This window comes from Ferrovibrio terrae, from assembly GCF_943371255.1.
Classification (GTDB): domain Bacteria; phylum Pseudomonadota; class Alphaproteobacteria; order Ferrovibrionales; family Ferrovibrionaceae; genus Ferrovibrio; species Ferrovibrio terrae_B.
In genome coordinates this window covers 21,343-45,179 of sequence record NZ_CALRUC010000005.1, presented here as the reverse complement: position 1 = coordinate 45,179, position 23,837 = coordinate 21,343, and the positions used below count along the sequence as shown (strand labels likewise).

24 protein-coding genes are annotated in these 23,837 nt (G+C 63.4%); 6 read left to right on the top strand and 18 right to left on the bottom strand.

Annotation, left to right across the window (positions count from 1 at the left end):
- Window positions 1-5 precede the first annotated feature (5 nt).
- From AAG799_RS02305 to AAG799_RS02280, 6 genes are all read right to left on the bottom strand, one after another.
- The gene (locus AAG799_RS02305) at window positions 6-986 is read right to left on the bottom strand and encodes a branched-chain amino acid ABC transporter permease (protein WP_341894174.1); all 981 of its coding nucleotides are present in this window, start codon (window positions 984-986) and stop codon (window positions 6-8) included.
- A gap of 10 nt (window positions 987-996) precedes the next feature.
- A complete protein-coding gene (locus AAG799_RS02300) occupies window positions 997-1,878 on the bottom strand; it encodes a branched-chain amino acid ABC transporter permease (RefSeq protein WP_341894173.1) in 882 nt (293 codons plus the stop codon).
- Window positions 1,879-2,028: 150 nt separating this feature from the next.
- A complete protein-coding gene (locus tag AAG799_RS02295) occupies window positions 2,029-3,243 on the bottom strand; it encodes an ABC transporter substrate-binding protein (RefSeq protein ID WP_341894172.1) in 1,215 nt (404 codons plus the stop codon).
- A 27-nt stretch (window positions 3,244-3,270) separates the two neighbouring features.
- A complete protein-coding gene (locus AAG799_RS02290) occupies window positions 3,271-3,981 on the bottom strand; it encodes an ABC transporter ATP-binding protein (RefSeq protein ID WP_341894171.1) in 711 nt (236 codons plus the stop codon).
- Complete coding sequence (locus AAG799_RS02285) at window positions 3,974-4,729, bottom strand: ABC transporter ATP-binding protein (RefSeq protein ID WP_341894170.1); 756 nt, start codon at window positions 4,727-4,729, stop codon at window positions 3,974-3,976. The genes AAG799_RS02290 and AAG799_RS02285 overlap by 8 nt, the downstream gene beginning before the upstream one ends.
- 137 nt (window positions 4,730-4,866) lie before the next feature.
- Complete coding sequence (locus AAG799_RS02280; RefSeq protein WP_341894169.1) at window positions 4,867-5,847, bottom strand: DMT family transporter; 981 nt, start codon at window positions 5,845-5,847, stop codon at window positions 4,867-4,869.
- A gap of 62 nt (window positions 5,848-5,909) precedes the next feature.
- Between AAG799_RS02280 and hrpB the strand changes: the two genes are divergently transcribed.
- Together hrpB and AAG799_RS02270 are read left to right on the top strand one after the other, a co-directional pair.
- The gene (hrpB, locus tag AAG799_RS02275) at window positions 5,910-8,435 is read left to right on the top strand and encodes an ATP-dependent helicase HrpB (protein ID WP_341894168.1); all 2,526 of its coding nucleotides are present in this window, start codon (window positions 5,910-5,912) and stop codon (window positions 8,433-8,435) included.
- A 63-nt stretch (window positions 8,436-8,498) separates the two neighbouring features.
- Window positions 8,499-9,491 carry a response regulator gene (locus tag AAG799_RS02270; protein WP_341894167.1) on the top strand — a complete coding sequence of 331 codons (993 nt, stop codon included), beginning with the start codon at window positions 8,499-8,501 and terminating at the stop codon, window positions 9,489-9,491.
- Here the strand turns inward: AAG799_RS02270 and AAG799_RS02265 are convergent.
- The 11 genes from AAG799_RS02265 to AAG799_RS02215 form a co-directional block, all read right to left on the bottom strand.
- Window positions 9,488-11,032, bottom strand: a complete 1,545-nt coding sequence (locus tag AAG799_RS02265) for a fused MFS/spermidine synthase (protein ID WP_341894166.1) — start codon at window positions 11,030-11,032, stop codon at window positions 9,488-9,490. The two genes, AAG799_RS02270 and AAG799_RS02265, sit on opposite strands and share 4 nt — an antisense overlap.
- 21 nt (window positions 11,033-11,053) lie before the next feature.
- Window positions 11,054-11,638, bottom strand: a complete 585-nt coding sequence (locus AAG799_RS02260; RefSeq protein WP_341894165.1) for a thioredoxin family protein — start codon at window positions 11,636-11,638, stop codon at window positions 11,054-11,056.
- Between the two features lie 7 nt (window positions 11,639-11,645).
- The gene (locus tag AAG799_RS02255; RefSeq protein ID WP_341894164.1) at window positions 11,646-12,089 is read right to left on the bottom strand and encodes a hypothetical protein; all 444 of its coding nucleotides are present in this window, start codon (window positions 12,087-12,089) and stop codon (window positions 11,646-11,648) included.
- A complete protein-coding gene (locus AAG799_RS02250) occupies window positions 12,089-12,739 on the bottom strand; it encodes a cytochrome c (RefSeq protein ID WP_341894163.1) in 651 nt (216 codons plus the stop codon). Before AAG799_RS02250 ends, AAG799_RS02255 begins: the two co-directional genes overlap by 1 nt.
- Complete coding sequence (soxC, locus tag AAG799_RS02245; RefSeq protein WP_341894162.1) at window positions 12,723-13,994, bottom strand: sulfite dehydrogenase; 1,272 nt, start codon at window positions 13,992-13,994, stop codon at window positions 12,723-12,725. The genes AAG799_RS02250 and soxC overlap by 17 nt, the downstream gene beginning before the upstream one ends.
- Before the next feature lie 13 nt (window positions 13,995-14,007).
- Window positions 14,008-15,714: a thiosulfohydrolase SoxB gene (soxB, locus tag AAG799_RS02240; RefSeq protein WP_341894161.1), complete on the bottom strand. Its 1,707-nt coding sequence runs from the start codon at window positions 15,712-15,714 to the stop codon at window positions 14,008-14,010.
- A gap of 81 nt (window positions 15,715-15,795) precedes the next feature.
- Window positions 15,796-16,659, bottom strand: coding sequence for a sulfur oxidation c-type cytochrome SoxA (gene soxA, locus AAG799_RS02235; protein ID WP_341894160.1), 864 nt, complete (start codon window positions 16,657-16,659; stop codon window positions 15,796-15,798).
- Between the two features lie 10 nt (window positions 16,660-16,669).
- Window positions 16,670-16,999: a thiosulfate oxidation carrier complex protein SoxZ gene (gene soxZ / locus AAG799_RS02230; protein ID WP_341894159.1), complete on the bottom strand. Its 330-nt coding sequence runs from the start codon at window positions 16,997-16,999 to the stop codon at window positions 16,670-16,672.
- A gap of 28 nt (window positions 17,000-17,027) precedes the next feature.
- Complete coding sequence (soxY, locus tag AAG799_RS02225; protein WP_341894158.1) at window positions 17,028-17,498, bottom strand: thiosulfate oxidation carrier protein SoxY; 471 nt, start codon at window positions 17,496-17,498, stop codon at window positions 17,028-17,030.
- Window positions 17,499-17,529: 31 nt separating this feature from the next.
- Window positions 17,530-18,006: a sulfur oxidation c-type cytochrome SoxX gene (gene soxX, locus AAG799_RS02220; RefSeq protein ID WP_341894157.1), complete on the bottom strand. Its 477-nt coding sequence runs from the start codon at window positions 18,004-18,006 to the stop codon at window positions 17,530-17,532.
- Between the two features lie 121 nt (window positions 18,007-18,127).
- On the bottom strand, window positions 18,128-18,415 hold the full coding sequence (locus tag AAG799_RS02215; RefSeq protein WP_341894156.1) for a thioredoxin family protein: 288 nt from the start codon (window positions 18,413-18,415) through the stop codon (window positions 18,128-18,130).
- 168 nt (window positions 18,416-18,583) lie between these two features.
- Here AAG799_RS02215 and AAG799_RS02210 point away from each other — a divergent pair, with 168 nt between their 5' ends.
- The gene (locus tag AAG799_RS02210) at window positions 18,584-19,489 is read left to right on the top strand and encodes an alpha/beta hydrolase (RefSeq protein WP_341894155.1); all 906 of its coding nucleotides are present in this window, start codon (window positions 18,584-18,586) and stop codon (window positions 19,487-19,489) included.
- Window positions 19,490-19,540: 51 nt separating this feature from the next.
- On the opposite strand, the gene AAG799_RS02205 is transcribed toward AAG799_RS02210, so the two are convergent.
- Window positions 19,541-20,194, bottom strand: coding sequence for a TerC family protein (locus tag AAG799_RS02205; RefSeq protein ID WP_341894154.1), 654 nt, complete (start codon window positions 20,192-20,194; stop codon window positions 19,541-19,543).
- 185 nt (window positions 20,195-20,379) lie between these two features.
- Between AAG799_RS02205 and hutG the strand changes: the two genes are divergently transcribed.
- The 3 genes from hutG (at window position 20,380) to AAG799_RS02190 (ending at window position 23,819) form a co-directional block, all read left to right on the top strand.
- The gene (gene hutG, locus AAG799_RS02200; protein ID WP_341894153.1) at window positions 20,380-21,183 is read left to right on the top strand and encodes an N-formylglutamate deformylase; all 804 of its coding nucleotides are present in this window, start codon (window positions 20,380-20,382) and stop codon (window positions 21,181-21,183) included.
- The gene (locus AAG799_RS02195; protein ID WP_341894152.1) at window positions 21,180-22,598 is read left to right on the top strand and encodes an ATP-binding protein; all 1,419 of its coding nucleotides are present in this window, start codon (window positions 21,180-21,182) and stop codon (window positions 22,596-22,598) included. Before hutG ends, AAG799_RS02195 begins: the two co-directional genes overlap by 4 nt.
- Window positions 22,599-22,775: 177 nt before the next feature.
- Window positions 22,776-23,819 (top strand): PstS family phosphate ABC transporter substrate-binding protein, encoded by a 1,044-nt coding sequence (locus AAG799_RS02190; protein WP_341894151.1) that lies wholly within the window; start codon window positions 22,776-22,778, stop codon window positions 23,817-23,819.
- The last annotated feature ends 18 nt before the right edge of the window (window positions 23,820-23,837 follow it).

The window sequence follows — 23,837 nt, the reverse complement described above, 5'->3', positions numbered from 1 at the left end:
GTGCGTCAGGCCTTGTTGACCCGTCGTGTCCACCAGTCCTGTATCTCGCCGACAATGCCCTTGCGGAAGGCGAGCACGACGATGACGAAGATGAAGCCCTGGATCACCAGCACCCATTCGCCGAAGCCGGCAAGATAGTTCTGCATGGTGATGATGATGGCGGCACCGACGATGGGGCCGAAGACGGTGCCCATGCCGCCAACCAGGGTCATCAGCACGACCTCGCCCGACATCTGCCAGGTCACGTCGGTCAGCGAGGCCAGCTGGAAGACCAGCGCCTTGGTGGCACCGGCCAGGCCGGCCAGCGTGGCCGAGAGCACGAAGGCGAGCAGCTTGTACTGGTCGACGCGATATCCCAGCGAGATGGCGCGCGGCTCGTTCTCGCGGATCGCCTTCAGCACCTGGCCAAATGGCGAGTGGATGGCGCGCCAGATCACCAGGAAGCCGAAGCAGAAGATCGCCAGCACCAGGTAGTAGAAGGCAATGTCGCTCTTGACGTCGATCAGTCCGAACAGGGCGCGGCGCGGGATCGCCTGGATGCCATCCTCGCCACCGGTGAACTTGGCCTGCACGCAGTAGAAGAACACCATCTGCGATAGCGCCAGCGTCACCATGGCGAAATAGATGCCCTGGCGGCGGATGGCGAGCAGGCCCGTGACCAGGCCGAGCAATGCTGCGCAGGCAGTGCCGGCCAGGATACCCAGCTCGGGCGAGAAGCCCCAGGCCTTGACCGAATAGCCGCTGACATAGGCAGCGAAGCCGAAGAACATGGCGTGGCCAAACGACAGCAGCCCGACATAGCCGATCAACAGGTTGAAAGCGCAGGCAAACAGCGCGAAGCACAGCACCTTCATCAGGAAGACCGGGTAGATCAGCGCCGGTGCCACCAGGCCGATGGCCAGCAGAATGGCGAAGATGATGAGGTCGCGGTTGCGGGTGCCGGGTTTGGCGGCGGACTGGTCGGCGGTGATGGCGGCATTGCTCATATGGACATCCTCACTTCGGCGTGCCGAACAGGCCGGCGGGCTTCACCATCAGCACGATCGCCATGATGATGAAGATCACGGTGTTCGAGGCTTCCGGGTAGAACACCTTGGTCAGGCCCTCGATGATGCCGAGTGCAAAGCCGGTGATGATGGCGCCCAGGATCGAGCCCATACCGCCGATGACGACCACGGCAAAGACGATGATGATGAGGTTGGAGCCCATCACCGGGTTGACGTTGTAGATCGGCGCGGCCAGCACGCCGGCGAGGGCCGCCAGGCCGACGCCGAAGCCGTAGGTCAGCGTGATCATGCGCGGCACGTTGATGCCAAAGGCCTGCACCAGGTCCGGGCGTTCGGTCGCGGCGCGCAGGTAAGAGCCCAGCTTGGTGCGCTCGATCATGAACCAGGTGCCGAAGCACAGCACCAGCGAGGCGACCACGACCCAGGCCCGGTAGTTGGGCAGGAACATGAAGTCGAGCCGGGTGCCGCCGGGCAGCGGATTGGGATAGGGCAGGCCGGACGAGCCGAACTGCTTGCGGAAGAAGCCCTCAAGGATCAGGGCCAGACCGAAGGTGAGCAGCAGACCATAGAGGTGGTCGAGATGGTACAGCCGTTTCAGGAACAGCTTTTCCATTGCCACGCCGGTGGCGCCGATGATCACCGGTACCAGAATCAGCGAGCCCCAGTAGGGCACGCCACCCCATTCCAGCAGCATCCAGGCGGCAAAGGCGCCCATCATATACTGCGCGCCATGGGTGAAGTTGATGACGTTGAGCAGGCCGAAGATCACCGCCAGACCCAGGCTGAGCATGGCGTAGAAAGCTCCATTGATCAGACCAAGCAGCAGCTGGCCGAACAATGCCTGCGGCGGTATGCCGAGCAGTTCGAACATCGCTTAAACGTCCCCTCTTTAACCCTGTCGTTTCATCATCTGCCGTTTGGCAGTCTTTGAGCCTGGGGCCGCAGGAAGCACGGCCGCAGGCTGAAAGACTGGCCGGAGCCGCCGGGCAATAGGCCCAACGGCTCCGGTTGCAGCTTGGATTTAGCTCTTCTTCACCAGCGGGCAGTTGCCGTCCTTGAGCGGGCGGAAAGCTTCGTTGGCCGGAATGGTCTTCTTCACGGTGAGGTAATCCCACGGCTTCTTCGACTCAGCCGGCTTCTTCACCTCGACGAGGTACATGTCATGCATATGGCGGCCGTCCTCACGCACGGTGCCCTTGCCGAACAGCTTATCGTCGCTCGGCATTTCCTTCATCTTGGCCACGACCTTGGCGCCATCGGCGTCGCTCTTCAGCGCCTCGACAGCCTTCAGGTAGTGGATGACCGACGAATAGATGCCGGCATGCACCATGGTCGGATACTTGCCGCCGTTGGCCGCCGCGAAATCCTTGGCGAAGGCACGGTTGTTGTCGTTGGCATCCCAGTACCAGGCAGTGGTGAAGTTCAGGCCCTGGGCCGTCTTCAGGCCCAGCGCATGGATATCGGTGTCGAACATCAGCATGCCGGCAAGCTTCTGGCCGCCTTCAACGATGCCGAATTCGGAGGCCTGCTTGATCGAGTTGATGGTATCGCCACCGGCATTGGCCAGACCAATGATCTGCGCCTTCGAGGCCTGCGCCTGCAGCAGGAAGGACGAGAAGTCGGTGCCCGGGAAGGGCGTGCGGACGGCGCCGAGAACCTTGCCGCCATTCGCCTCGACCACTGCCTTGGTGTCACGCTCCAGTGCATGACCGAAGGCGTAATCGGCGGTCAGGAAGAACCAGCTCTTGCCGCCGGTTTCCACGATCGCCTTGCCGGTACCGTTGGCCAGCGCCCAGGTATCGTAGGTCCAGTGCACGGTGTTGGGCGTGCAGGCCGGACCGGTGAGATCGGCGGTCGCCGGGCCAGAGCCGAGGAAGACCTTGTTTTTCTCCTTGGTGATCTGGTTGATCGCGAGTGCGACCGACGAGGTCGGCACGTCGACAATCACGTCGACCTTGTCGACGTCATACCACTGGCGGGCGACGTTGGAGCCGACGTCAGGCTTGTTCTGGTGATCGGCGAAGACCACCTCGACCTTCAGGCCCTTGGCGGCGGCGCCGTAATCCTCGACCGCCTTCTTGGCCGCCCAGGTGCCGCCCGGACCGGACACGTCGGCATAGAGGCCAGACTGGTCATTCATCACGCCGATCTTGATCACGCCATCGGACATCTGGGCATTGGCTGCGCCGGCAGCCAGCACGGCGGCCGTCGTAACGAGCACATTCTTGAAACGCATGGTCATTTCCTCCTGGTTGGATCTATTTTATACGCCGAGATAAGACTCGAGTTTTTTTGTGTTTTGACTGATCTGGTCGTTCGGAATCATGTCGATCACCTTGCCGTGCTCGACGATGTAATGACGGTCGGCCACCGTGCTGGCGAAGCGGAAATTCTGCTCCACCAGCAAAATCGTGAAGCCCTTCTCTTTCAGCAGCCGGATCATCGCGCCGATCTGCTGCACGATCACCGGCGCCAGACCTTCGGTCGGCTCGTCCAGCAGCAGCAGCGTCGCCCCGGTGCGCAGGATGCGGCCAATCGCCAGCATCTGCTGCTCGCCGCCAGAGAGCTTGGTACCCTGGCTTTTCAGGCGTTCCTTCAGGTTGGGGAAGATCTGGTAAATCTCCTCCAGGCTCATGCCGCCGCCTTTCACCACTGGCGGCAGCGTCAGATTCTCATAGACATTCAGGCTGGAGAAAATGCCGCGCTCTTCCGGGCAGAAGGCCAGCCCCAGCTTGGCGATCTTGTTCGATGGCAACTGGATCAGTTCCTGGCCCTCGAACTGCACCGAACCCTTGCGGCTCGGGATCATCCCCATCACCGCCTTCATCGTCGTGGTCTTGCCCGCGCCGTTGCGGCCCAGCAGGGTGACCACCTCGCCCTTTTTCACCTCGAACTGCATGCCATGCAGGATATGGCTCTCGCCATACCAGGCATTCAGCTCTGAAACGGCCAACTCGGTTGATCCGTTATGCATGGCCGGTCCCCATATACGCTTCAATTACTTCCGGGTTCTTCGACACCGTGTCGTAGTTGCCCTCGGCCAGGATCTCGCCCCGGCGCAGCACCGTGATGGTGTCGGACAGCTTGGCTACAACACTGAGATTGTGCTCGACCATTAATACCGTGCGGTTTTGCGCCACGGTCTTGATCAGGTCGGAAATCTTGTCGATATCTTCATGCCCCATGCCCGCCATCGGCTCGTCCAACAGCATCATTTCGGGTTCAAGCGCCAGCGTGGTGGCGATCTCCAGGGCGCGTTTGCGCCCATATGGCAGCTCCACTGCCGTATGCTTGCGGTACTCGATCAGGCCGACCGCCTGCAGCAGCTCTTCCGCCCGGTCGTTCATCACGTTCAGGCTGTTCTCCGACCGCCAGAAGTGGAAGCTGGTCCCCAGCGGTCGCTGCAGCGCCACGCGCACATTCTCCAGAAGGCTCAAATGCGGAAACACCGCCGAGATCTGGAAGCTGCGCACCATGCCTGAGCGTGCGATATCCGCGGGCTTCTGGCTGGTGATGTCGCGACCGTTGTAGGTGATCCGCCCCCGACTCGGGATCAGAAATTTGGTCAGCAGATTGAAGCACGTCGTCTTGCCTGCCCCGTTAGGGCCGATCAGAGCGTGTATGGTGTGGCGGCGAACCTGGAGGTTGACGTCTTTCACCGCAATAAAGCCGGCGAACTCCTTGGTCAGACCCTCGGTCGTAAGAATATAGTCGTCGGCCATTATCCCGAACGCTCGTTGTTATTTGCTCCCTGACGCCCGGTGTTCCGAACGCGGTGCAAATCAAACGGGATTCAGCCGAACTTGTAAATAGCCCTAGGGGTACAATATGTTGCGCCGCGGAATAAGGCCCCTAATGCCTAACTTCGGGGCAGATCGGCTGCCTGCGCGGGGGCTGCCTCAGGAATGGCCGCCAGTTTGGCATCGGCTTTCGCGCGCCGGGCCAGCTGATGCTCGCGGTAGGATAGGTAGGTGGCGCTGGCGAAGATCACTGTGCCGCCGATCCAGGTCCACATATCGGGCATCTGACCAAAAAACAGGAAGCCGATGATCGAGGCCCAGATCAGCTTGGTGAAATCGAGCGGCATCAGGGCCGTGGTGTCTCCGTGGCGGAAGGCTTCGGTGAAGAGCATGTGGCCGGCCGATCCGCAGGCGCCGAGCAGGAACATGATGCCGAGCTGCTCCCAGGTCGGCCATTGCCAGACGAACAGCGCGGCCACCAGCGTGATCGGCATCAGGAAAACCACCATGTAGGTGGCGATGGTGAGGCTGGAATCGGTGCGGGCCAGAATCTTGATGTCGAGCATCGAGCCAGCCCACAGCACGGTTGAACCGATCACCAGCATGGGGCCCAGCCCGATCGGCACCATGCCGGGGCGCAGCACTACCAGGGCGCCGAGGAAACCGATCGCCAGCGCGACCATGCGGCGGGCATGGATCTTCTCATGCAGCACCAGCACCGCGCCAATGGTCATGAATAGCGGCGCGGTGTAGGACAGGGCCGTCGCTTCGGCCAGGGGCGTGATTGCCAGCGCGGTGAAGAACATCATCATCGAAACGCTGTTCAGCCCGCCACGGATGGCGTGCAGATGCAGCTTGGTGGTGCGGAACGCCGTGAAGCGGCTGCGCATGATGGCCGGCAGCAGCACCACGAAGCCGAACAGGTTGCGGAAAAACGCAACTTCGATCGGGGGCACCTCTTGCGATGCTTTGGCGACCAAGGCATGCATGACGCAGAAACACAGGGCCGACCCGACCATCATGGCCATCGCCTTGAGCGGGGGGGCTGAGGCAGGCGCCGGCGAGGCAGGGGCGGCGGCGGCGATAGGGAGCTCGGACATCTGACCGTGTTTCGCTAAAATCGTACCATTTCAGCTTGTCGGGCGCGCGAACATTGCAAAATTTGCAACTCTCTCATGCACTGCCGATTCAGGCGATCCTGCCCGAAGTCTGCACGAGTCTGTCACAGGCCAGCAATCTGGTCGTGCAGGCGCCGCCGGGCTCGGGCAAGACCACGGTGCTGCCGCTGGCGCTGCTGGATGAGAGCTGGTCCCAGCAGGGGCGTATCATCGTGCTCGAGCCGCGCCGGCTGGCGGCGCGCATGGCGGCCAAGCGGATGGCCGACCTGCTGGGCGAGGTCGTGGGCGAAACGGTCGGCTACCGCGTCCGGCTCGACAGCAAGGTGGGGCCGAAGACGCGGATCGAGCTGAATACCGATGGCGTTTTCCTGCGCCGGCTGCAGCGCGATCCGGAACTGAAGGGCGTCGCGGCCGTGCTGTTCGACGAATGCCACGAACGTGGCCTCGATTCCGACGCCAGCCTGGCGCTTTGTCTGGAAGCGCAGGCAGCGCTGCGGCCCGATCTGCGGCTGGTGGCGATGTCGGCCACGCTGGACGCGGCCCCGTTTGCGAAATTGATGGGCGATTGCACGATCATCACCGGTTCGGGCCAGAGCTATCCGGTCGAAACCCGCTGGCGTGCAGTATCGCCGCAGATACGCCTTGATGTGGCCGTTGCCGCCGTAGTGCAGGACGCCCTGCTGGAAACCGAGGGCGATCTGCTGGTTTTTCTGCCTGGCGTGGCCGAGATCCGCCGGGTCGAGAGCCTGCTGGCCGAGGCACGCCTGCCGGCCAGCATCAGCGTGCAGCCGCTTTACGGCGACCTGCCGGGTGCCCAGCAGGATGAAGCCCTGCGACCCAGTCCGGCCGGTCGACGCAAAGTTGTGTTGTCGACCTCGATTGCGGAAAGTTCGCTCACCATCGAGGGCGTGCGCGTGGTGGTAGACAGTGGCTACATGCGCCAGCCGCGCTTCTCGCCCAGCACCGGCATGGCCAAGCTGGAAACCGTGCGGGTCAGCCAGGCCTCGGCCGACCAGCGCCGCGGCCGTGCAGGCCGTCTTGGGCCGGGCATCTGTTACCGCCTCTGGGCCGAGGCGGCCCATGGCGGCCTGCCGAAATTCACGGCGCCGGAAATCGCCGTCACCGACCTGACGTCACTGGCACTCGATCTGGCCGTCTGGGGCGTGCGGGATGCCAAGGCGCTGCCCTGGCTCGATCCGCCGCCGGATGCGGCGATGGGCTATGCCCAGGAACTGTTGCGTGAGCTGGAGGCCATCGATGCTGCCGGTGCGGTGACGGCGCATGGTAAAGCGATGGCGGAACTGCCGCTGCATCCGCGGCTGGCACATATGGTGATCCGTGGTCATGCGCAGGGCTTTGGCGGCCTGTCCTGTGCGCTGGCTGCCTTGCTGGGAGAACGCGACATTGCCCGCGTGCCGCGTGGCGCGGCACGGGATACCGATCTGCGCTGGCGGCTGGAAATCGTCGCGGGGGAAAGCGAGCGGCAGTCGGCTCCGCATGGACTGCAGGTTGATATGAATGCGGTGCGCCAGATTCGCAAACTGGCGTCTGACTGGCGGCGCCAGATCAAGGCATCACCGCATCAGGGGCCGGTCGATGAGGCGGGCCTGCTGGTGGCGCTCGCCTATCCTGACCGTGTGGCGAAGAAGCGCGGTGGTGGCGGCAGTTTCCTGCTCAGTAATGGCCGTGGCGCCAGGCTTGACCCGCTCGATGCCTTGAGTCGCGAGGACTATCTCGCGATTGCCGAGGTCGATGGCGCCCAGGCGGATGCGCGGGTGTTTCTGGCCGCGCCGATCGACGAGGCCGGCATCGAGGCGCAGTTTGCCCCTCTGATCGAGACGCGCGATGCGGTGGAATGGGATGAGCGCAGCAACGCCGTGCTGGCGCGCCGGCAGCGCCGTTTCGGTGCCCTGGTGCTGCGGGAAAAGCCGCTGCCCGATCCGCCGGCAGAGGCCATCCGCAGCGCCCTGCTGGAGGCCATCGCCAAACGCGGCCTTGATGTGCTGCCCTGGTCGGCGGGACTGCGGCAATGGCAGGCGCGGGTAGCGTTGCTGCGCCTGCATCTGCCGACGGCGGCCGAATGGCCCGATATGAGCGATGCCGCCCTGACCGCACGGCTGGCCGAATGGCTGGGGCCGTATCTGGACAGTATCGCCAAACTGTCGCAATTGGCGGCTATCGATCTGCATGCGGCGCTGACCCATCAGCTCGATTATGCCCAACAGAAGGTGTTGGACGCCGAGGCACCGACACATTGGCGCGTGCCATCCGGCTCAACCATTCCGCTCGATTATACCCAGGGCGATGTGCCAGTACTGGCCGTGCGGCTGCAGGAGATGTTCGGCTATGCCGATACGCCCGCCATTGCCGGTGGCCGGGTGAAGCTGGTGCTGCATCTGCTCTCGCCAGCGCGCCGACCCTTGCAGGTTACCAGCGATCTGGCCGGGTTTTGGCAGTCCAGCTATCGCGCTGTGCGGGCAGAGATGCGTGGCCAATACCCCAAACACGACTGGCCGGAGGATCCTCTGGCGGCTACACCGACCGCACGCGCCAAGCCGCGCGTGCGCTGATACACCAATTGATCACTGAACTGGTGCTTGATTGTCGATGGCCGCGGTCCGTAGGATCGCGGCATGCAGACCGGTCATCGTCACGAGGTGCGTATCCTGTACGGAGACCCGGCACAGGGGTCGCGTGCGCTGTATCGTCAGGCGATGATCGGGGCGGGTTACACCAACCTGCGCGAATTCGACACATTGGACGGCTTCATCGATCTGGTCGCCGTGGCGCAGCCCGATCTGATCCTGATGGATATCAGCCTGCCGGGCGGCAATGTCGCCCAGCTGGTATCGGACCTGCGCCATGGCCGGCTTGGCATCAACCCCTATCTGCCGGTGATTCTCACCACCTGGGAAGCTGAACAGACTGTGGTGCGCAAGCTGATGGATGCCGGCGCCGACGACCTGCTGATCAAACCATTGTCGACCAAGGGATTGCTTGATCGCCTCGAGGCGGTTGGCATGAATCGCAAACCCTTCGTTGTCACCTCCGACTATATTGGCCCCGACCGGCGGCGTGTGGAGGCCCGGCGTGAAAGCAATGTGCCGCTGTTCGAGGTGCCCAATCCGATGCGCGCCAAGCTGACCGGCGAGGACTTCGACGCTCGCACGCTGCAGCAGGCGATCATGATGATGAACGAGCAGATTAACCAGCAGCGCCTGCGCGCATCTGCCTTCCGCATCGCTTTCGTCGCCGCCCAGATCGTGCCGCTTTACAAGACGCAGACCATGCCGGATGCCAATACACTGGCGATGCTGCGCGACATGATATCTTCGGCCGAAGATATCAAGCGCCGCGTTGCCGATACCGAGCAGGTATATGTCGGCCAGATCTGTGATCGCCTGCTGCTGCCGGCCAGGCAGATGTACGAGCGCGGTCAGGATTTCGTCTTCAGCTTCGACGGGCAGAAGTCATTCGACCTGCTGAAGACACTGGCCGATGCCGTGCTGGCCCTGTTCCATCCCGATCGCGATTCGTCGGCACTGGCTGGCGAGGTGGCGGTGGCGATTGATCGCTTCCGTGCCCGCAGGGCGGCCCAGGAAGTGGGGCAGGTTCCTGCCAGCTAGCGCTGGCGCAGCATTTCGTCGGGCCGGAAGACGAAGCCGGCCATCAGCCGGTCGACCGGCGCGAAATCATCCGTCAGTACCGGCACATCGGCGGCAGCAATGCGCGCATCGAGATCTTCCTGTGGCCAGCGCAGCCATGTGCGGCGGAAGGGCTGTGTGACCCGCAGGCTTGGCGTCTCGCTCGGCTCCAGCAGACCGAGCACGACAAAGGTGACCCGCCCGCCGCGCCGGCGGCTCTCGTCATCAAGCCAGACTTCGACGGCAGGAAAATCGCGCTGCATTGTCTTGACCAGGCTGAAGGTGAAGCGCGGATTTTCGCTCTGGTCGATCACGTTGATTGCATAGGCACCCTTCGGTGCCAGGCGCTGGCGGATGATCTGGTGGAATTCGCGGGTCACCAGATGGGCGGGAATGGCGTAGTCATGGAAGGCATCTCCCAGCACCAGATCAAATGTCGGCTGCGCCGGCAGGCTGGCGAGCAGGCGGCGAGCATCAGTGTGACGGATGCGCAAGGCCGGTGCGGCAGGATCGAGCCACATGGCCTGCGCTGCCATCTGCGTCACGGCCGGATCGATTTCGGCCACAATCAGTTCGGCCTGTGGATACAGCGCGGCCCAGGCGCGCGGCAGGGTGAAGGCTCCGCCACCAATGAAGTAGGCCCGTGGGGTGGCGCGATGACCCAGCAGGCGTTCGCTGCGTTCGGCGACGAAATGCAGATAGGGGCTGTAGAGCAGGGTTGGATCGTCGCGGTCGTTGATGCTGTGCGCCAGATGGTCCAGCACCATGGCAGAGGATGGCCGGCCGCTCTGCGGCGCGAAATCAACGATGCGGATGCAGTAGTAGTCGCTTTCGGTGGCGCAGGGCGCGGCGAAAGCGGGCAGGCGGCTCAGGCCGATGCTGCCGATAATCGCCACCACGATAGCGGCCGTGGTGAGCGCCCGGTTGCCCTGCCAGAACAGCGCGGCGAACACCAGATACAGGGCTGCCACCGCCAGCATGGTACCGCTCGAACCGATCCAGGCGATGAACAGGTAACCCGCGCTGAGTGTGCCGAGGATGCTGCCGGCCGCACCCAGGGCAAACATGCGGCCGATGATCGGGCCCTGTTGTGCGGGCGCATCGTCGATCGCCAGCTTGGTCAGCACCGGCGAAACGATGCCGACAAACAGGCTTGGCAGCAGGAATACGCCAGCGGCCAGCAACACGATCAGCAGCAGCGGTGCGGTGTTTTCACCGCCCAGCATGGCCGCGAGCCATGTGAGCAGCGGCGCTGCGCCAGCCGCCGTCAACCCGGCCAGCAGCAGCGCCAGGGCGATGCCGCGCAGGGCCCGCCTGTGTGTCACCTGCGGGGCCGCCAGCAGGCCACCGATCCAGTGGCCAATGGATAGGCCCGCCAGCACCACGGCGATGATCGCGGTCCAGGTATAGAGCGACATGCCAACATGGGGCGCCAGCATGCGTCCGGCGACGATCTCGACGATCAGCGCGCCGGCCGAAGTGAGGAAGAGGGTGAGGCCGTAGCCGGCCTGTTTAGCGCGCACGCGGATGGCAGACGTAAAAGTTCAGTTGCTGGGTGTCGCGGCCGCCTTGGCCGCACCGATGTGATGCTGCGCCAGATAGGCGGGGAATTCCATCTTTTCGTAGGCGCGTTCGGCGACGAATTTGAACATGGCGAGGAAGGCCGGCGGCGGCAGCAGGCCGCGCATGCGGGCCGGAGCGACATCCTTGGCCGAGCCTTTCAGCGGCTTGTCGGGCAGGAACAGGATGGTGGGTGAGGAGGATACTCCCCAGCGCCGGCCCATTTCCTTTTCGGGCAGGGCGCGGCCATCCAGATCTGTGACCTCGCGAGCGCCGAACAGGTTGAGCTGGATCATCTCGAAATGCTGGCGGATATAGCTGCTGATCACCGGATCGGAGAGATGCTTCTCATGCATCTCGGTGCAGTAGATGCAGCCGCGCTGCTCGAAGCTCAGCGCCACCCGCTTGCCCTTGGCGGCAGCCTCCTCGATATCCTGCTTGAGGTCGAGGAAACTGTCGAGGAACCAGTCCTGGATATGCAGGCCGTCATCGTTGACCGGCGCGGCAAGACCAGCCGGCGCGATGGCCAGGGCGGGCAGGGCAGCGAGGAGCGTGCGGCGGGTCAGCATGGGGGCATCACGGGTGCAGGTGAATCCAGCCGCGCAGGCTGCGCTCGACGATCTCCGGCAGGCCGTTGGCCACGACGGTCACGTTGGGCAGCAGGTCGGACGGGGGCCTTTTCATGGTATCCAATGTAGCGCCGCAGCCGATGAAGTCGACCTCCAGATCCTGCAGGCTGGCGATGCGGCCCGCCACCGGACTGCCCTTGAGCACAGCGATCAGCCCGGGTCCATAGGCGATGACGGCCAGTTTCACCTGGGTGGCATCGTAATATTTCTGGATATTGGTGATGTTGCTCAGCACGGCGGCGATCCGTTTCGGATCATCTTCCGAGATGCTGAGCACGATCTTCCGGGGTGCGTCGATGGTCGGCTGCGGATCGGCGAATTTGCTGGCCTGGGCCCGGGCTGTCATCGGCAGCAGGGCCAGTCCTCCCAGAAACAGCCGCCGCGTGGTCATCAGTCGGCCGCCTTCTGCGATGGCGTCACGCCCAGCCGGGCGGCCAGGTCGCTGGTGATCCTCGGTGGTGTCTTGCGGCAATTGGTCATGCAGGTATCGGGTTGCACATCCGGGCGCGGATCACCGCCGGCGATGAAACCGTCGCGGTTCGGCAGTTTGATGGCACGCAGGGCGGCAGCGTCGAGATCCTTGTCGGCTGGCCATAGGTCGCCCTGGTTCAGCAGCCAGGCGACAATCGAATAGACTTGGTCAGGCGTCAGGCTCTGCGGCGCGCCAAACGGCATGGCGCGGAAGATGTAGTCATACAGGCCGGGACCATGCGGCCAGTAGCTGTCGATGGTCTTGCGCGGGTCGTCGGATTTCAGCGTGCCACGGCCGCCGATCAGTTCAGGATAACGGCCGGCGCCCTCGCCGAATTCGCCGTGGCAGGCAGAGCACTGGGCCATATACAGCTCTTCGCCGGCAGAGACATTGCCCTTGCCAGGCGGCAGGCCGGCGCCATCGGGGCCGCGCACGTCGATATTCCAGCCGGCGATCTGTTCGGCCGTGGCCGGTGTGCCGAAGCCGAAGCGTTTCGACTTGTCCTGTGCCAGCGCAGGCATGGCGGCGAAGGCGAGAAGGATGGCGAAAGCTTTAAGCGATCTGGACATTCTCAACCTCGCCATCGGGACGCACGCGCCAGGTATGGATCGAATTCTTGTGATAGATCGAATTGAAGCCGCGCGCCTTGCGCAAGGTTTCGATGCTGGGCTGCACATAGCCGCTGTCATCGGCAGCGCGGCTTTGCAGCAGCAGCGGCCGCCCATCCCATTGCAGCGGCAAACGGAAGCGGGTGAGGCAGCGCGACAGCACCGGGCCCTGCAACTCGGCGCTGCGCCAGTTCATGCCGCCATCGGTGGAGATATCCACCTTCTTGATCCTGCCATAGCCGGACCAGGCGATGCCGCGGATCTCGTAGAAGCCCTTGCCGTGTTTCAGTGGCTTTTCCGGGCAGGGCGAAGTGATGACCGAATTGGCTTCCTGCACGAAGGTGAACTGGCGCGCTTTGCCGTCCGGCATCAGGTCGGTGTATTTCGAGGTTTCCTCGCGATGGTGCCAGGGCTGGTCGCCCACCTTGATGCGGCGCAGCCACTTGATATTCACGTTGCCTTCCCAGCCCGGCACCAGCAGGCGCAAGGGATAGCCGTTCTCAGGCCGGATGCGTTCACCGTTCTGCGAATAACAGACGATGATGTCGTCCATCGCCTTGGCCAGCGGGATGCTGCGCGTCATCGCGGCGGCATCGGCGCCCTCGGCCAGTACCCATTTGGCGTTCTTCTTGACGCCGACTTCAGCCAGCAGGGTGGACAGTTTCACGCCGGTCCATTCGCAGCAATGCACCATGCCATGGCTGAACTGCACGCCGGCCATCTGCGCGCCCTTCCACTCCATGCCGCCATTGGCCGGGCATTCGAGGAAATGGATGCGGCTGACCGAGGGGAAGCGCATCAGATCGGCCATGGTGAAGATCAGCGGGCGATCAACCAGACCGTGGATCATCAGCCGGTGCTGTTCAGGGTCAATGTCGGGCACGCCGCCATGATGGCGTTCGAAACACAGGCCGCTTGGCGTGATGATGCCATCGAGTTCATGCAGCGGCGTGAAGTTGATCGAGGATTCTTCCGTCGCCGTCAGCCAGGGCACGTTGCGGCGGATGGTGTTTTTCTCGTAGGCGGATGGACTGCCATAGGGATTGGCGGTGACGCCGGGGCCCAGCGTCTTCATCCATTCCGGCACATTGGGCGGCAGGTTGTCATCGCCCGCAGCCATCGCCTCGCCGACACCGGCGCCGGCCACCAGCGTCAGGCCCCCGATAGCAGACGAGGTCAGGAAGCGGCGGCGGGAGGGATCATTCGGTGTGGTCATGATGTGCGGCCTCCTACGATGCCATGCCGCGCGGGTCGGCGCCGGTCACCTTGACGCTGCGGTTTTCCGGGATGGCGATGTTTTTCTTCGCGGCGATGTATTTGCCGACCAGATCGTAGATCGGCGGTCCTTCCGTGCCCTCGTTGATCGAGGCCCAGCCGGCGACCGTATAGCTCTTGCCGGCTTCGACCGGCTGGTTGGTGCGCAGCAGTGTCATGTTGGAGATGCGCTGGCCGATCGGCTTCGACACATCGATGCTGTAGGCCAGCCCGCCAACGCGGACCATGTCGCCGCCCTGCTGGTAGTAGGGATCGGGATTGAACAGGTTGTCGGCCACATCCTCCAGCACGGTCTTGAGGAATTCGCCGGTCATCTGGTTGCGATAGACATTGGGATAGGTGATCGCCGTCTGCGAATACAGGATATCGCCGGTGATCGCCTGGCCGGGCAGCAGCGAGGCGCCCCAGCGGAAGCCCGGCGACAGCGCGATCTCGGCCTCGCGCTCCGCCAGCATGGCCTGGCAGATCAGGTCGTCAAACGTGCCGTTGAAATTGCCGCGGCGATACAGCAGTGAGTCGGCCCGGCCGTAGACCTTGTCGAGCACGGCTTTGTGTGGTGCGCGGATATCGTCGACCAGTTTCTGCATCGCCGGATCCGGCGTGATCGCATCGGAAAACACCGGGATCAGGCGGAAGCGGTAATCGGCAACTTTTTTGTTTTTCACATCCAGATCGAGGCGGGCAAGGAATTTGCCATGGCTGCCAGGCGCCACCAGCAGCGTATTCCCGACCTTGATGGCCGCCGGAATGGCGTCATGGGTATGACCGGTCAGGATCACGTCGATGCCCTTGACCCGGCCGGCCAGCTTGCGGTCGACATCGAAGCCGTTATGGCTCAGCAGCACGATCAGATCGGCGCCGCCGGCACGCGCCGCATCGACGCGCTGCTGCACCTTCTCTTCCTCGATGCCGAACGACCAGTCGGGAATCAGGTAGCGCGGATTGGCGATCGGCGTGTAGGGGAAGGCCTGGCCGATTACGGCGATCTTCACCCCGCCGCGTTCGAACACTTTCACCGCCTCGAACACCTCATCGCCAAAGCTGGTGTCCTTCACGTTGCCGCACAGGAAGGGAATGCCCATGCTTTCGGTGATCTGCTTCACCCGCTCGGCGCCGTAGGTGAATTCCCAATGGGCGGTCATGGCATCGACGCCCAGCGCCTGCATCACCTTCACCATGTCGCCACCCTTTTCGGCCAGCGAGGTGTAGCTGCCCTGCCAGGTGTCGCCGCCATCGAGCAGCAGCGTGTTGTTCGGCCGTTCGGCGCGGATTGCCTTCACCAGTGTCGCGAGTTGCGCGGCGCCGCCAAGCCGGCCGTAATCCTTGGCCAATTGCGCAAAATCGTTATAGGCCAGTGCATGCGCCTCGGGCGAACCGGTCTTGATGCCGAACTGCTTCAGCAGGTGGCTGCCGACCAGATGGGGCGGCAGGCCGAGTGCAGCGCCGACGCCGATATTGACGCTGGGTTCGCGGAAATGCAGCGGCACGATCTGGGCGTGAATATCGGTGAAATGCAGCAGCGTCACCTGGCCGAGCGGCTGGAAGCGCAGCAGGTCGGCCTGGCTGATCTTCTGCGCGGCAGCTAGAGCGCCGACGGGAGCGCCACCCATCAGCACCGCTGCGGCAGCTCCGGCTTGCAGGATATCGCGGCGACTCAGCATTTCATCAGCCCTGTAAAATGAACGACAACACTAAATTTCTGTACAACGAGAATATGCGTCCGCCCTATACAGGGCGGACGATTAGCGGCGGACGCTGGGTGCTTCGGATTTCAGGCCGTTGCCGCGCCAGGCGACGAAGAGTTCGAGATTGGTGTATTCGTCGGAGCCGCGCGGATAGGGCTGTGCGCGCACTTCTTCGTTGCAGCCTTCAAACCGGCGATGCAGCGAACCGAAAGCCTGCCATTTCAGGCGATAGGTCGGATAACCGTTCGACTGGCCCTGGCTGAGATTCTCGACACCGATATTCATGCCGGCATTGGCTTCGTGGCAATGAGCGCAAGCAACGTCCATCTGGCCGCGCCGGGTGTAGTAGAACTTCTTGCCTTCCTCGAAGAAGGGCTTGGCCGGGCCATCGATGCGCACACTGATCGGCAGACCGCGCGACTGGTATTCGACCAGGGCGGTCAGGCCGAGCAGCTCCTTCGATTCCCAGCGCAGTGCCGGGGCCTTCATGTTCTCGGTGCGGCACAGGTTGATGCGCTGCTCGATATTGGCAAGCTTGCCAACCTTGGGTTCGTATTTCGGATAGGCAACGGCGACGCCCTTCATGCTCTTGGCGTCGTTATGGCAGGAGGCGCAGGACTTGCCGGCACTGCCGACCACCTTGCCCCATTCGCCCTCGCCATCTTGCACCGCCAGCATGCCCGGATTCTCGAAATCGTCGTCCTGCATTGCCTGCGTCTCGGGCGAGGCAAAAACATAACCCGAGAATTTGTCACCGGTGATGCGGTCGGCATATTTCGGATTGGCGCGATACTCGGCCAGAACCTCGGAATCGTTGGCTCCGGCCGACTGCTTGTTGTCGCAGGCAGTCAGGCCGGACAGCAATACCAGCGAGGCGGCTGCGGCACAGATAATGCGCGCCAAGGAATGCGTTTGGGGCATGCGCATATCCTCAGCTGACCGTGATGGCCTGGGTGGCCTTGTAGGTGCTGCCGTCGTCGTCGGTCCAGGTGAATTCCAGGCTGCCGCTCTGGGTGCATTTGAGGAAGAACGACAGATACGGATTCGCCGAGATGGCGGGTTCCAGCCGCGCTTCGAACACCGGCTTGCCATTGAAGGCAACGGTCATCTTGTTGATGATTTTGCGCGGGATGGTCTTGCCCTGCGAATCCTTGCGCTGACCCGATTCCATCGGATGCGAGATCAGCGTCTTGATCTCGATGATTTCATCCTTCTTGGCGCTCTGCGGCACCCGGATGCGCGGCTTGATATCTTCAGCCATGGTATGATCCTTTCCTGATCCGCTTCGCTCAGCCGCCGCAGCCGCCAATGGTGACCTTGACTTCGCGGGTCGCTGTCCAGGCCGTGCCATCACTCATCTCGGCGACGGCGATGATGTTCTGCGTCTCGGCCATGCGCATGCGCAACTGCACTTCTGCCTTGCCGTTGGCCGGCGTCAGCATGAAGGAGGCGACGCCCGGCTGCGGATTGCGGTCGGCGACCACATGGATCGCTTTGACGTAGTCCTTGTCGGTCATCGGGCTGTCGACCGCGATGGTCACCGGGACGGTGTTGCCGTTCTCGGCGATTTCCTGGGTCTTGATCTGCACCTTGCCGGCCTTGGGCTCGGCCTTGACGAGATCGCTCAGCGCCTTCTTGGCCGTTTCTGGCGAGGCGGCGGCGGCAAACGGCGTCAGGGCAGCCACCGCACCGAAGGCGGCCACCGCCTGGCGCCGGTTCAGGCCGCTCTGGCGTTTGGGCAGATGAAGGGGTTCGGACATGACAGACACTCCTGCGTCGTAAAGGGGGTGCTTATTTCAGCGTCGACAGATACGCGACCAGATCCTCGACCTGTTCGGCGCTCAGCATTGGCTTGTTGGCAAAGGCTGGCGCCACGCGGGTCAGGCCGCTGACCCGGTAATAGGCCGGCATGATGGTCTCTTCGTTCAGCAGCTTCGAGTTAACGATTCGCATGCGGATTTCGGCAGGCGTCAGCCGGCCGCCGACTTCGCTCAGGTCCGGGCCGACATTGCCAATGCGGAAGGCAACTTCCGGGATCGGCATCTTGTGGCAGATCACGCAATTGCCCTGGCCACCGGTGATGGCCCATTGCCGGCCCTTGGCAGCATCGCCCGGCTTGCCGGTCAGCGACTTTTCAATGGCGTAGTCCTTGACCACATAGGGCACCAGACCGGGTTCGCGAACCTCGGCATTCTGGGCGAAGGCGGGCGGAACCAGTGTGGGGGCCAGCAGCAGGGCTGCGGCGGCGAGCAGGCGCGTCAGTCGCATCGTTCCTCCGGTTTATCCCCACTGCTCCCGATGATGCTTCGGGGCGGTGGTGCAGCCTGTCGACTGCGGGTTAAGGAGTCCATATCAAACTCATTCCACACTTTGCAAGTGGAGTTTTTGCTCAGGGGCATGATAGGCTCTTGCCATGATCGGCAATCAACTGTGCGATTTTTGGATAAAAGAAGTCAGCGCCGGGATACCCGACGAGGCGCGCCAGCTCCGTGCGGCAGGTCATCAGGACGAAAGTCGGCGTATAGAGGACCGGCAGCTTCGGCAGATCGGCCGGCCAGGGCTTTTCCAGGTCGACACGGCGCAGCGGCGCCTGCAGGCCTTCATCCGACTGGCCATAGCCGATGCCGATCTCGCGATGCCAGGCCCGGCACCAGGGGCAGTCAGCGCGTTCGAACATTACCAGCTGCAGGGATGGCCTAGCCTGGGCCAACGGCTGTATAGGCGAAGCGAACAGCGCGACAGCTAAAACACATAAAAATTGTGCAATGCGGGAAAAGGGCATGCGGTGATGTTATTTGATGGAGCATACACGATCAATGGTCGCCGCGCCCGGGGAGGAAGAACAATGTTTCGTATATTGCGTATGACGGTCCTGCTGGGCTGTCTCGGTGTAGCAGCCGTGGCGCAGGCAGAGCCGGTACGTCTGGTGCAGGAGGGGCGTGGCCTTGATGGCGAGCTGACCCTGGCGCCGGGCAAAACGGCGAAGGACGGCCTGCTGATCCTGGTGCACGGCACGCTGGCGCATAACCGCATGGAGATCATGCAGGCGCAGCAGGCGCTGCTGGCCGAACGCGGGCTCTCGACGCTCGCCGTCTCACTCTCGCTCGGGATATCCGACCGCAAGGGCATGTATGACTGCACGCAGCCGCATCGCCACAGCAATGCGCAGGCTGCCAGTGAAATTGCCGCCTGGATCGATTGGGCTGCAAAGGCGGGTGCCACGAAGATCGGGATTCTCGGGCATTCACGCGGTGCCGCGCAGGTCGCCTTCTATGCCGCGACCGCCGGCGGCAAACTGCCGGCTGCGGTGCAGAAGATCGTGCTGGCGGGCCCAACCACCTTTGATCGCACCCGTGCCGCAAGCGAGTTCAAGGCGCGCTTCAAGGCCGACTTCGCGCCGGTGATTGGCAAGGCCGAGGCGCTGGTGGCCGGGGGGAAAGGCGCAGAGATGATGGCGGTGCCGGGCTTCATGTATTGCCCGAATGCCACCGTGGCGGCAGCCAGCTTCGCCGATTATCACGCTGCCGATGGCCGCAACGATACGCCGAGCCAGATGGCGAAGCTGCCGCGTCCGACGCTGGTGGTGGTGGCCGGCGGCGACGAGATCGTGACCGACCTGCCGCAGCGCCTGCAGGCGCTGCCGAAGCTGGCCCATCTGCGCAGCATCACAGTCGATGGTGCCGACCACTTCTTCAAGGATCTGTATGGCGAGGATCTCGCCGATGCAGTGGCAGGCTTCTGGAAGGAATGAACGCTGCTGCTCCATCGACCCGGCGCAGGCCGGGTCGATGGAGGCCAGCAATCAGCCGCCGTTGAGGGCGGGGATAAACGGGGCCACCTGGTGGCCACCGTCCCAGATCATCTTCAGTGCCACATAGGCGATGATGACCAGGCCGATATAGGCGATCCAGTGATACCGGTCGAGCAGGCGGGCGATCGCCTTGGAGGCGACGGCCATCAGCGCGATCGACAGCACCAGGCCGAAGCCCAGGATATAGGGATGGTCGCGGGCAGCGCCCGCCACCGCCAGCACATTGTCGATCGACATCGACAGGTCGGCGACGATGATCTGCATCACCGCTTCGCGCTGGGTCTTCGGCGCCGGCTTTTCGGCCGGCTCGCCACCATTGGCGCCATCCTTGGCGGCCTTGGCCTGTGCACGCAATTCGCGCCACATCTTCCAGGCGACCCAGAGCAGCAGGATGCCGCCTGCGAGCGTCAGGCCGATGATCTGCAGCAGCTGCACGGCCACGCTGGCAAACATGATGCGCAGGACGGTGGCGGCAAGGATACCGTAGACGATGATCTTGTTGCGCTGCGCCGCCGGCAGGCCGGCAACCGCCATGCCGATCACGATCGCGTTGTCACCCGACAGGATGACGTCGATCAGGATGACCTGGGCGAAAGCGCTCATTTCGGCGGCAGTGACCGTGAGCCCGAAGAGTGTAATATCCATCGAATAACCTTAGAACTGGTGAGGCTTAATCGGAACGGCAGGAAGGCTGCCGCACTCTAGGCGAAAGCCGGCCTTTGCTCAAATTGATTGCCATGCTGTGAATTGTCCATGTCGGCCGGACCTCGCAGCTTGGCGTAGGCGGTTCGCTTTGTTACCTATGTCGGCCGCAATTTTCCAGTCTTGCCATGACCGCCATCGCCGACCTGTTCACTGTTGTTCCCGGCCACACGCCGCTGCTGGTCAATGTGCCCCATGCTGGCACAGGCCTCAGCCCGGGCCTGGCTGCGCGGCTGATGCCGGCAGCCCGCCGGCTGGCTGATACCGACTGGCATGTCGAAAAGCTCTACAGCTTTGTCACCGGGCTGGGCGCGGGCCTGATGGTGGCGACCCAGTCGCGCTATGTCGTCGATCTCAACCGCGATCCCAGTGGCCGTGCGCTGTATCCTGGGGCCGACAATACCGAGCTTTGCCCGACCGGCGGCTTCGACGGTGCGCCGCTCTACCTGGATGGCATGGCACCCGAGGCAGCCGAAATCGCCGGGCGCGCCGAGCAGTACTGGCGGCCGTATCATGATCGCCTGGCTGCCGAACTGGCGGCGATCAAGGCGCGCCATGGCTATGCCATCCTGCTTGATGGCCACAGCATCGTCAGCGAAGCGCCGCGATTCTTCCAGGGCAAGCTGCCTGATCTCAACCTTGGCACCAATGAAGGCCGCAGCTGCGATCCGGCGCTGGCCGCACAGGCCTATGGCGTGCTGAGTGAGGCGCCGGGCTTCACCCATATCCACAATGGCCGCTTCAAGGGCGGCTATATCACGCGGCAGTATGGTCGTCCGGCCGAGAACATGCATGCACTGCAGCTGGAAATGGCGCAGAGTTGCTACATGGACGAAGCCAATCTCGATCATTGGGATGCTCAGCGTGCCGCGCCGCTGGTTGCCGTACTAAAGCGCCTGGTGGACACCCTGCTGCGCTGGCAGCCGCGATGAGCGAGTCGCCCGTCAGCAGGCTGCCCACCATGCGCTATCCGCTGATGCGCTGGCTCGCCCTGTTCCTGATTCTCGGCCTGCCGCTGGCCAGCATCGTCGCCATTGCCCGCTATCTCGATGCGGTGTCGAGCGCGGCGGCCTGGTCGATGCTGCTGCCGATGCTGGGCGTCATCGCGCTGTTCGCGGCCTGGCACACATTGGCGGCCTGGCGCGTGCTGCGCAGCACCGATGAAATCGCCGGCGCCGGCCCGCGCACCGGCAGCGACTGGGATGCGCTGACCATGATCGGCGAGCTTGGCCTGACGGTCGAGCGCCTGCGCCAGACCCTGCTGGACGAGAAGGGGCAGGTGGCGCTGCAGACCACCACGGCGGATGCGATCCTCAATGCGCTGCCCGATCCGGTGTTGCTGCTGGATGGCAAGCGCACCATCGCGCGGGCCAACTTCGCCGCCCGCAAGTTCTTCGGCAACGATATCGTCGGCAACGACCTGACCGTGGCGCTGCGCCATCCCACCGTGCTGGATGCGGCCGATGCGGTGCTGGGGGGCGAAACCGGCATGGCGTCGGCCGATCTCACCCTGCCGGTGCCCGATGGCCGCAGCTTCTCGGTGCGCGTGGTGGCGCTGCCGGCGGCGCGGGAAGATACGGCGGCGGTGCTGGCGCTGCATGATCTGACTTCGCTGCGCAAGGCCGAGAAGATGCGCGCCGACTTCGTCGCCAATGCCAGCCATGAACTGCGCACGCCGCTGGCCTCGCTGGTCGGCTTCATCGAGACATTGCTCGGCCCGGCCAAGGATGACGAGCCGGCGCGCATCCGTTTTCTGGGTATCATGCGCGACCAGGCTGGCCGTATGGCACGCCTGATCCAGGATCTGCTGTCACTGTCGCAGATCGAATTGCGTGAACATGATCACCCGTCGGAGCCGGTAGCGCTGGCGCCGCTGCTGCGCGATGTGGCCGCCGCGCTGGAACCGCAGGCGAAGGCGAAGAACATTCGTATCGCTCTCCACCTGCAGGAGGATCTGCCGCCAGTGCGCGGCGCCCGCGACGAGCTGATGCAGGTGTTCCAGAACCTGATCGACAACGCGATCAAATATGGCCGTGCCGACAGTGCCGTGACCGTGCGGCTGGGGCCGGCGACAACCGGCGAGGGGCTGGAGGTCGGCGTGCGCGACCAGGGCGAGGGCATCCCGCGCGAGCACCTGCCGCGACTCACCGAGCGATTCTACCGGGTCGACTCGGCGCGCAGCCGCGATCTGGGCGGAACCGGCCTTGGCCTGGCCATTGTGAAACACATCATCAACCGTCACCGCGGCCGGCTTGTCATTGAATCCGAACTGGGAACAGGCAGCGAATTCATTGTTCGTATGCCAAATGTTCTTGAAAAAGCCACGACAACCGCTACGCCGGTCTAGCACTGTCATATCAGTGCAATATATCTGCAATAACCATGTCACCCGGTCCCCGTAGAAGTCGCGGCCACCGGTCGAGACAACGTTAACCCCCTCTCGTCCGGTCCGGAACGCAAGGCACGCGTTTCAGCCACCCGGCGCACATCCGGTGCGTCAGAGGAAACCACGATGAGGTATACCGTGACCAATAAGGCTCTTCTTCTCGCCGGCCTCGCCACAATGGCGGCTATCGGCCTGGCTGAACCGGCCGCCGCGCAGCAGGCGCGCGACCAGATCCGTATTGTCGGTTCGTCGACCGTCTATCCCTTCACCACCACAGTGGCGGAGCGCTTCTCGCAGACCGGCGGCTTCAAGGCCCCGATCGTGGAAAGCACTGGCACTGGCGGCGGCATGAAGCTGTTCTGCGGCGGCGTCGGCACCCAGCATCCCGATCTGACCAATGCCTCGCGCGCCATGACCAAGGGTGAGTTCGAACAGTGCGCCGCCAACGGCGTCAAGGAAATCGTCGAAATCAAGGTCGGTTTTGACGGCATCGCGGTTGCGATGAAGAAGGGCAGCACGCCGGTCAACCTGAAGCGTGAAGACATCTGGCTCGCGCTGGCCGCCCAGGTGCCGGTGAACGGTCAACTGGTCGCCAATCCCTACAAGACCTGGAAGCAGGTGAATGCCAGCCTGCCGGACTGGAAGATCGAAGTGATGGGCCCGCCGCCCACCTCGGGCACCCGCGACAGCTTCGTCGAGCTGGTCATGGATCATGGTTGCAAGGCTTTCCCGGAGATCAAGGCGATCGCCGACAAGAAGGCCCAGGGTGCGGCCTGCGCCAAGATCCGTGAAGACGGCGCCTTCATCGAAGCCGGCGAGAACGACAACCTGATCGTGCAGCGTCTGGCTTCCGGCGGCGTCGGCCTGATGGGCGTGTTTGGTTATTCCTTCCTGGAAGAGAATGCCGACAAGCTGGTCGGTGCCAAGGTTGACGGCGTCGAGCCCGATGCCGACACCATTTCCAGCGGCAAGTACCCGGTGTCGCGTCCGCTGTTCGTCTATGCCAAGAAGGCCCATATCGGCGTCGTGCCGGGCATGAAGGAATTCATGGCCGAATACGTCAGCGACCGCGCCATGGCTGCCGGCGGCTACCTGGAGAAGAAGGGCCTGGTTTCCATGCCGAAGGCGGAAATGGAAAAGGTTCGTTCGCAGGTAATCAGCCTGACCAACCTGGCCATGTAAAGACTGCCCGGCGGCCGG

Coding starts and splice junctions, on each gene's coding strand:
- AAG799_RS02305 (WP_341894174.1), bottom strand. CDS start 986: ATGAGCAATGCCGCCATCACCGCCGACCAGTCCGCCGCCAAACCCGGC.
- AAG799_RS02300 (WP_341894173.1), bottom strand. CDS start 1,878: ATGTTCGAACTGCTCGGCATACCGCCGCAGGCATTGTTCGGCCAGCTG.
- AAG799_RS02295 (WP_341894172.1), bottom strand. CDS start 3,243: ATGCGTTTCAAGAATGTGCTCGTTACGACGGCCGCCGTGCTGGCTGCC.
- AAG799_RS02290 (WP_341894171.1), bottom strand. CDS start 3,981: ATGCATAACGGATCAACCGAGTTGGCCGTTTCAGAGCTGAATGCCTGG.
- AAG799_RS02285 (WP_341894170.1), bottom strand. CDS start 4,729: ATGGCCGACGACTATATTCTTACGACCGAGGGTCTGACCAAGGAGTTC.
- AAG799_RS02280 (WP_341894169.1), bottom strand. CDS start 5,847: ATGTCCGAGCTCCCTATCGCCGCCGCCGCCCCTGCCTCGCCGGCGCCT.
- AAG799_RS02270 (WP_341894167.1), top strand. CDS start 8,499: ATGCAGACCGGTCATCGTCACGAGGTGCGTATCCTGTACGGAGACCCG.
- AAG799_RS02260 (WP_341894165.1), bottom strand. CDS start 11,638: ATGCTGACCCGCCGCACGCTCCTCGCTGCCCTGCCCGCCCTGGCCATC.
- AAG799_RS02255 (WP_341894164.1), bottom strand. CDS start 12,089: ATGACCACGCGGCGGCTGTTTCTGGGAGGACTGGCCCTGCTGCCGATG.
- AAG799_RS02250 (WP_341894163.1), bottom strand. CDS start 12,739: ATGTCCAGATCGCTTAAAGCTTTCGCCATCCTTCTCGCCTTCGCCGCC.
- soxC (WP_341894162.1), bottom strand. CDS start 13,994: ATGACCACACCGAATGATCCCTCCCGCCGCCGCTTCCTGACCTCGTCT.
- soxB (WP_341894161.1), bottom strand. CDS start 15,714: ATGCTGAGTCGCCGCGATATCCTGCAAGCCGGAGCTGCCGCAGCGGTG.
- soxA (WP_341894160.1), bottom strand. CDS start 16,659: ATGCCCCAAACGCATTCCTTGGCGCGCATTATCTGTGCCGCAGCCGCC.
- soxZ (WP_341894159.1), bottom strand. CDS start 16,999: ATGGCTGAAGATATCAAGCCGCGCATCCGGGTGCCGCAGAGCGCCAAG.
- soxY (WP_341894158.1), bottom strand. CDS start 17,498: ATGTCCGAACCCCTTCATCTGCCCAAACGCCAGAGCGGCCTGAACCGG.
- soxX (WP_341894157.1), bottom strand. CDS start 18,006: ATGCGACTGACGCGCCTGCTCGCCGCCGCAGCCCTGCTGCTGGCCCCC.
- AAG799_RS02215 (WP_341894156.1), bottom strand. CDS start 18,415: ATGTTCGAACGCGCTGACTGCCCCTGGTGCCGGGCCTGGCATCGCGAG.
- AAG799_RS02210 (WP_341894155.1), top strand. CDS start 18,584: ATGTTTCGTATATTGCGTATGACGGTCCTGCTGGGCTGTCTCGGTGTA.
- AAG799_RS02205 (WP_341894154.1), bottom strand. CDS start 20,194: ATGGATATTACACTCTTCGGGCTCACGGTCACTGCCGCCGAAATGAGC.
- hutG (WP_341894153.1), top strand. CDS start 20,380: ATGACCGCCATCGCCGACCTGTTCACTGTTGTTCCCGGCCACACGCCG.
- AAG799_RS02195 (WP_341894152.1), top strand. CDS start 21,180: ATGAGCGAGTCGCCCGTCAGCAGGCTGCCCACCATGCGCTATCCGCTG.